This window comes from Endozoicomonas sp. ONNA2, assembly GCF_024606365.1.
In the GTDB taxonomy this organism is placed as follows: Bacteria; Pseudomonadota; Gammaproteobacteria; order Pseudomonadales; family Endozoicomonadaceae; genus Endozoicomonas.
On the sequence record NZ_JAHHPO010001077.1, the window covers coordinates 1 to 7331 of the forward strand.

Consider the following 7331-nt stretch of genomic DNA (forward strand, 5'->3'; position numbering starts at 1 on the left):
AAGCCAGCAACATGGCCATTGGCACAAAGACAGAATTGAAGTAAGGCGGCCCTACCGAAATCATGCCCATATCCAGGGATTCCAGCAGCAGCGGGAATAGTGTTCCCAGCAGCACGGTAGCGGCACTGGCGGTCAACAGAATATTATTGACCAGCAGCAACGTCTCTCGGGATGCCATGGTAAAACTGATGCGACTGCGCACCTCAGGTGCCCTGAGGGCAAACAGGGTCAGCGATGCACCAACCACAATCATCAGATAAAAGAGGATAAAGACCCCTCTTTCCGGATCATTGGCAAAGGCGTGGACCGAGGTGAGCACGCCGGAGCGAACCAGGAACGTGCCCAGCAGGCTTAAGGAGAAGGTAAAGATGGCCAGCAGCAGCGTCCAGCTCTTGAACAGCCCGCGTTTTTCGGTCACTGCCAGGGAGTGCATCAGCGCCGTTCCCACCAGCCAGGGCATCAGGGAAGCGTTTTCCACCGGATCCCAGAACCACCAACCACCCCAGCCAAGCTCGTAATACGCCCACCAGCTACCCAGTGAAATGCCCAAGGTCAGGAAAACCCAGGCCACTGTCGTCCATGGCCTTGCCCACCGGGCCCAGGCGGTGTCCAGCTGTCCACCGAGCAGTGCGGCAATGGCAAAGGCAAAGGCAACGGCAAAACCGACGTACCCCATGTACAGCATGGGCGGGTGAACGATCAGGCCAAAGTCCTGAAGCAGTGGGTTCAGGTCGGCACCCTCTGCCGGGGGAAAAGGCAGAATGCGATTAAACGGGTTGGAGGTCAGCAGGGTAAACAGCAAAAAGCCAACGGTAATCATCCCCATAACCGAGAGGACCCTGGCGGACAACTCCGGCGGCAGGTGGTCGCTCTTGACAGCCACCATCGCCATCCAGCCCACCAGGATCAGTACCCACATCAGCAGCGACCCTTCATGCCCTCCCCAGGTGGCGCTGACTTTATACTGCATGGGCAACAGACTGTTTGAATGCCTGGCGACATAATCCACCGAAAAGTCGTCGGTAATAAATGCCCAGACCAGACACAAGAACGAAAAGCCAACAAAGGCAAACAGTCCAAAGGACAGGGAGCGGGCCTGATGCATCAACCGGAGATTACCGGTGTAACTGCCCACCAACGGAAAAGTACTGAGCAAAAGACTCAGGCACAGGGCAATAATCAGAGCCACAAGGCCAGCTTCAGCTACCATCTTGCAGACTCCTCAGCTCACGTTGGACAGTAGCTTGTCCAGTGGGCTTTGGGTAACCCGGATGTGCGTCGTCAATGGCTTTCTGCACTTCCGGTGGCATGTAGTTTTCATCATGTTTGGCCAACACTTCCGTCGCGGCAAACACACCGTCACTGCCAAGCGTCCCCAGGGCAACAACGCCGGAACCTTCAACAAAAAGGTCAGGCAGAATACCTTCATAGTGCACCGTCACTTCTCCGGCACCATCGCTGATGCGGAAACTGACCTTCAGGCTTTCGGTATCCCGTGCAACTGAGCCCGGAACCACCAAGCCACCACCGCGCATCCGCTGGCCTGTCGGAGCGTCACCGGCAGCCATCTGGGCGGGAGAGTAGTAGTGATTGATGTTCTCCCGCAGCGCAAACAACATCAGCGCCACAGCCACACCAACGCCTGCCAGCAGCAGTAGTACGAGTATTAATCTCTGTTTGCGGACTGCATTCATTGGGGGCTCCTTTTTGCCGACTCAGGGCCTGCTTCCTGTCGCTCAGGACGATGTTTTTGTAGTGTCGGGTTAGCTGAGCGATTTCCGCTATTATCACTACTGCCTGTAGTGACCCTGAAGTCATCCACGACCACTTTTCTGTGCATCAATCGTTCCTGCCTTCTCACTTTTTCAATGACCCGCCGCTTTGCCATGAACGGTGAAATCAGATTGTAAGCAAGCACTGCCAATGCGAAGGCGTAGGCACTCCAGACATAGAATCCATGCCCCCCCATGGCCAGAAAACCGCTCCAACTGTCAAAATACATAGGCATCAACTCACCAGCTCTTTTACCCAGCGGGTCTTTCTTTCACGACTGATAATTTCTATACGCAGACGAAGCACCATAACCATCATAAAAAACAGATAAAATCCGACAATGGCCAATAACAGGGGCCAGAGCATTTCAGGGGCCATGGAGGGTTTTTCAGTCAGTTTCAACGTGGCACCCTGATGCAGGGTATTCCACCAGTCCACCGAAAACTTGATGATCGGGATATTGACAACCCCCACCAGGCTGAGAATGGCACAGGCTTTTGCGGCGGCTTCTGTGGTGTGGATGGCACCACGCAGGGCAATAATGCCGATATAGAGAAATAGCAGAATGAGCATGGAGGTCAAACGTGCATCCCATACCCACCAGGTCCCCCAGGTCGGCTGCCCCCAGATGGCTCCGGTAACCAGGGAAAGTATGCAGAAGGAAACCCCGATAGGTGCCATGACTTTCAGTGCCATATCAGCGAGCTTGATTTTCCAGATCAGAGTCACAGCAGCCGCCGTTGCCATCATCAAATAGACTGACTGGGCAAGGAACGAGGCAGGTACATGAATAAAGATGATTCGGTAACTGTTGCCCTGCAGATAATCCGAAGGGGAAAACGCCAGTCCCCAGACCAGCGCCACCACTATCAGCACCAGGGATATTACCTGAAGCCAGGGCAACCACTTACCGCTGATATCATAAAACCACTTGGGAGAGCCCAACTTATGAAAAAACGTCCAGTTCATACTCTTGTTCTACTTACGGAGGCCGCCACCAATGCGACCTGATGTTACAGAGACTCCCTGCAGGCAGAGAGTGCTGGAAATCTCTTCATTTTTCAAGCAATTGCCTGAATAAAGACAAGCTTCTTTGCCATACCCCTTACTCATTAATTACCCTTAAAGCCCCGGCAATCGCCAGCGGTGCCAGGCATATCCCGAGTATCAGGAACACAGACAACCAGAGTATGTGGCCGGTATACGGCAAGTTTTGTATTGACGCATTGACGGCCCCCGTAGCAAAAATCAGAACCGGCAGGTAAAGCGGTAACGAGAGCAGGGTCAGTAACACCCCGCCACGCTGCACTCTTACTGTTAATGCAGCACCGATGGCCCCAGCCAGACTGAGTACTGGTGTTCCCAGTAACAGCGTAATCATCAGCGGGGAAAAAGCGTCTGATGGCAGATGTAACATGATGGCCAGCAATGGTGCCATCAGTGTTAAACAAAAACCACTGGTCAACCAGTGGCTGAACACCTTGGCCAATACCAGTAAGGGGAGCGGGTGTGGGGACATCAGTAATTGGTCCAGAGCGCCATCGTCCTGGTCATTTTTGAACAATGAGTCCAGTGACAGCAAAACAGCCAGTAAAGCGCCAATCCAGATAATGCCAGCCGACAGTTCTGACAATACCTCCCGATCCGGTGCAATCCCGAGGGGAAATAAAGTCGCCACCATCAGCAAGAACGCCATGGGATTAATGGTCTGACCCGGTGACCGGAAAGCGAGGATCAGGTCCCGGCGAATCAAGGCAAGGCAGGCTGAAAATCCATGCATCGATTGCTGGTCAACGTTCGACATCTTCCTCCCTCATGTCATCAGCAATCCTCTGTGCGGCAAACCGCGGCAAACCGCGGCAAAGTGCTCCAAATTCAACCGGCGCAGTTTTCCCTGGCGATCAGCCAATGGTTGATGGCTGGTAACCAGCACCATCCCTCCTTGCTGGGTGTGCTCATCAAAGAGCTTCTCCAGCCAGGAAACGCCTTCAATATCAATCGCAGTGAATGGCTCATCGAGAATCCAGAGCTTTGCCGGGCTGGCAACCAGCCCGGCAAACGCCACCCGCCTTAACTGCCCGGCCGAGAGATGGCTACAGGGAATATCTTCATAACCGGCAAGTTCCACCCGGTCAAGGGCAGCGAGCAATATTTCCCGGTTGATTATTGTATTGGCCAGTTTGGCTCGCCAGGTAAGGTTTTCCAGGGGCGTCAGGTCCAGTTTCAGCCCCGGTTTATGGCCAAGAAAAAAACAGTCAAGACGAAAGTCTGCATACACTGTCGATAAAGGCTGCTCGTTCCAGAAAATATCACCACCAAGACTGGATGAAAAGCCAGCAATTATACGCAGCAGCGATGTTTTTCCAGCACCGTTTCGCCCCTCAATCTGCAGTATTTCCCCACGACCAAGCTGAAATGACAAGTTACTGAACAGCAGCCTGTCGTCCCGTTCACAGCTCAACTGCACCACCTTAAGCAAAGCGAACTCCTGAATCTTCTAACAATCACCAAATTGTGTATCGCCGAGACCCTGATTCGCAAAGCAGTATGGCCATGAGCCATAAAATGAAAGGACCTGCTTGATACGATGTCCCTGAATAGCGTCGGCTGGCGATTATATCAGGAATTTTTACCGACTGGGGGTAAACGCTGTTCATTGTCAGCATTGAAGAAGCCCGGGAAGGACTCAGGACATACCGATCTTCACTCCCATGGAGAAAGTGAAGATAGAAGGTATTTAGAAAATAGGCGCAGAAGGAAAGTCTTTATTGGGAGCCAGAGGTTTTACTGCGCCATAACCCCCATTGTGTAGGACTCATCCACGACATCAGACTTCAATGTCACCGGATAATCCAGCGCCAACCAGGAAAAGTAACCGTCCCTTAGGAAAAACACCCGTTCATAACCCCACAATGCAGCCAGATAACTGCCAATAGCCCCTCTCATATGGTAAGAGCTGTTACCGTAGATCACGATTGGAGTCTCCTTTTCCAGAACTCCCGGAACCATTAGTTGACGAAACCCACCCCTTAAGTCGAGACTGTGGGATCCGTCCACATGCCCATATTGCCACTGTTGATAAGGACGCACATCAATAAAGAGCGCACCAATATCATGAAGACGTTTTGCCTGGTGGGTATTGATGGTAATAACACCATTTATTGCTTCTGGTGCTTCTTCCTGAGCCGGAAGAATAGAGGAAAGTGCCGACATCAGAATGGCAGCCGAGATAGAAATCCATTTCATATTATGCAGGTCCGTTATTAAACAACTTAATAAAAGAAGTATATGGAGCTAAGACCCACCTACTTGGAACAATAAGCAACTAAAAATAAAATGCTCAAAGCAATACAGCATATAACCGGCATATATTTCTAAAAATAGATCAACTCAACTGAATATTGTCAAAATCAAAACAACCAGTTTCCTGATGATTGACCAACTTTTGTCACTACCCTGTCAAAGCGGTGGCTGAGACGTTAACTCAGCCAGTTTTGCAGCCGTGACCTTAAACGAAGTGCAGCCTGAGAGTGAATCTGGCTGACTCTTGATTCACTGACCCCCAATACTTTACCGATCTCTTTCAAATTCATCTCTTCATCGTAATAAAGCATCAATACCAGCTTTTCTCTTTCGGGCAGTTTATCAATGGCTTCAATCAGGGCTGTTTTAAATTTTTCTTCCTGAATATCTGCAGAGGGTCCCCTGTCTCCTGAGCGGGCCTGCATTCTTGATTCTTCACTATCGAATAACTCTTCATAACTAAAAAGACGACACCCTCTTAAATCACTCAGAATGGTATAATACTCATCAATTTTCACATCAAGCTCTTTTGCCACTTCGGCATCCCGGGCATCTCTGCCCAGTTTGGCTTCAACAACCTGAACCGCTTCAGTAATACGACGACTATTTCGATAAACCGATCTCGGCCCCCAGTCCCCTTTGCGGATTTCATCCAGCATGGCACCTCGAATTCGAATACCCGCAAACGTTTCGAAGCTGGCACCTTTGGATGCATCATATTTTGAAGCTGCTTCAAGCAATCCAATCATTCCTGATTGGACCAGGTCATCAATCTGAACACTGGCGGGCATTCTTGCGGCAAGGTGATTGGCAATTCTTTTTACCAATGAGCGATGTTTTACTACCATCTCTTCCATGCTCAACGTCTTTTTTTGCGCCGACTTCGTTTGTGCCGACTCAGTTTGCACATCCTGTGCGGTCTCTGTCATGACTAGATCCTCTCCTTGATCCTGCCGGGCAAAAAGAATTCTATACGACCTTTTGGCTCAGGCACCGGTAATTTTGCTAGCTGATGTCCAATGTTATGAAACGCTCTCGCAGCCCGGCAATCGTTACTTAGCGTCAACAATGCCGACTGTTTTACAACCGCTTCACTTACAGCCTTGTCATGTGGAATTGCCCCCAGATAGCATAAAACTATCTCTTTGTCGTCTTTTAGGTACTCCTGTAGCTTCTCAAACTGTTTAGCACCGCCTCTTCTGCTGCTAACCAGGTTAACAACAATATAAAACTGGTGAACATTGAAAACCCGATACAGAAGCTTTATCTGTCGAACAGCATCAATAACAGACACGTCTTCCTGACTGACGACAACGACTACTTCTGTTGCCGCCTGAATGAGAGTTACATTATCCGGGGCCAGGCCCGGAGCTGTGTCAATAATCAAAGTATCCAGATCTGATGCAAGATCATCCATATCCTGAATCAATTCTACTGCCTGAATAACTTGAATACTGTCTTTCCATTCCCCTTGGGGATCCGGTGTAAATACTCTTACACCTGAAGGGCCATCCAACAGGCATTTGCGTTGATGGCTATAGACATCACTAGCTAACTCGCACTCAGCAGAAGATGAAAAAATAAAATCAGACGACAATTGTCCTTTTAAACCATCTTTGTTCATCCCAAGAGTGAACTCAACATCTGGTACAGAAATATTACCATCCATCAAAACGACACGCTGACCCAGCTTTGTCATAGCCAGAGCAAGGTTTACTGCAACTACGGTTTTACCGACTCCTCCTTTACATCCTGAAACCGCAATTACTCTTTTCTTTGCTTGCGCCATCGTTCTCACTTTATTTTTTCAATTGCTCAGAAAATGCATATAAAAAAACGACAAAATATACATATCAATGAACATGCCAACTTTGATTTGAAAAATAAAAACAGCCACCAAACCCCAAAAGAACACATAAAGAAAAACAAAAAAACATAAACACTTGTTTTTTAACAGTTTTCTAAAGTGGCACCATTATCAATTCGCTATTTTTTTGACATAGATTAATTTTCGGTTGCTTTGAAAAAATCTTGAACACTTTTTTGAACTATCTGAAAAGATAGTTATTTGACAGTGTCACTCTAAAGTGACGCAAAAATGGCAGTATTTAATCAATCAGGGAAGAAAAAAGAACCAGAAAGTAAGTAGCTGGCCATATGGATGGAATCGAATATTTCTGGCTACCTTGGCTGGTACTATGGAATTGTCTGTAAATAACTTCCGCATATTCAGATGCTCCACCGCAATCATCAGG

The 7331-nt window shown here is 49.0% G+C and carries 9 protein-coding genes; all 9 read right to left on the reverse strand.

Going from position 1 to position 7331, the window contains the following annotated elements:
* Positions 1 to 1210: heme lyase CcmF/NrfE family subunit (locus KDK14_RS19195; RefSeq protein WP_257266821.1), on the reverse strand; the 1210-nt coding region annotated here is incomplete at its 3' end.
* Entirely contained in the window at positions 1200 to 1694 is a 495-nt protein-coding gene (gene ccmE / locus KDK14_RS19200; protein WP_257266822.1) for a cytochrome c maturation protein CcmE, read from the reverse strand. The genes ccmE and KDK14_RS19195, both read right to left, overlap by 11 nt.
* Complete coding sequence (gene ccmD / locus KDK14_RS19205; RefSeq protein WP_257266823.1) at positions 1691 to 2008, reverse strand: heme exporter protein CcmD; 318 nt, start codon at positions 2006 to 2008, stop codon at positions 1691 to 1693. The genes ccmE and ccmD overlap by 4 nt, the downstream gene beginning before the upstream one ends.
* A complete protein-coding gene (locus KDK14_RS19210; protein WP_257266824.1) occupies positions 2008 to 2742 on the reverse strand; it encodes a heme ABC transporter permease in 735 nt (244 codons plus the stop codon). The genes ccmD and KDK14_RS19210 overlap by 1 nt, the downstream gene beginning before the upstream one ends.
* Positions 2743 to 2878: 136 nt before the next feature.
* Positions 2879 to 3577, reverse strand: a complete 699-nt coding sequence (ccmB, locus tag KDK14_RS19215; RefSeq protein WP_257266825.1) for a heme exporter protein CcmB — start codon at positions 3575 to 3577, stop codon at positions 2879 to 2881.
* Between the two features lie 9 nt (positions 3578 to 3586).
* The gene (ccmA, locus tag KDK14_RS19220; RefSeq protein ID WP_257266829.1) at positions 3587 to 4243 is read right to left on the reverse strand and encodes a cytochrome c biogenesis heme-transporting ATPase CcmA; all 657 of its coding nucleotides are present in this window, start codon (positions 4241 to 4243) and stop codon (positions 3587 to 3589) included.
* A gap of 314 nt (positions 4244 to 4557) precedes the next feature.
* Positions 4558 to 5019 carry a rhodanese-like domain-containing protein gene (locus KDK14_RS19225; RefSeq protein WP_257266826.1) on the reverse strand — a complete coding sequence of 154 codons (462 nt, stop codon included), beginning with the start codon at positions 5017 to 5019 and terminating at the stop codon, positions 4558 to 4560.
* Positions 5020 to 5252: 233 nt separating this feature from the next.
* Entirely contained in the window at positions 5253 to 5933 is a 681-nt protein-coding gene (locus KDK14_RS19230; RefSeq protein WP_373691120.1) for an RNA polymerase sigma factor FliA, read from the reverse strand.
* 74 nt (positions 5934 to 6007) lie between these two features.
* The gene (locus KDK14_RS19235; protein WP_257266828.1) at positions 6008 to 6865 is read right to left on the reverse strand and encodes a P-loop NTPase; all 858 of its coding nucleotides are present in this window, start codon (positions 6863 to 6865) and stop codon (positions 6008 to 6010) included.
* Between the last annotated feature and the right edge of the window lie 466 nt (positions 6866 to 7331).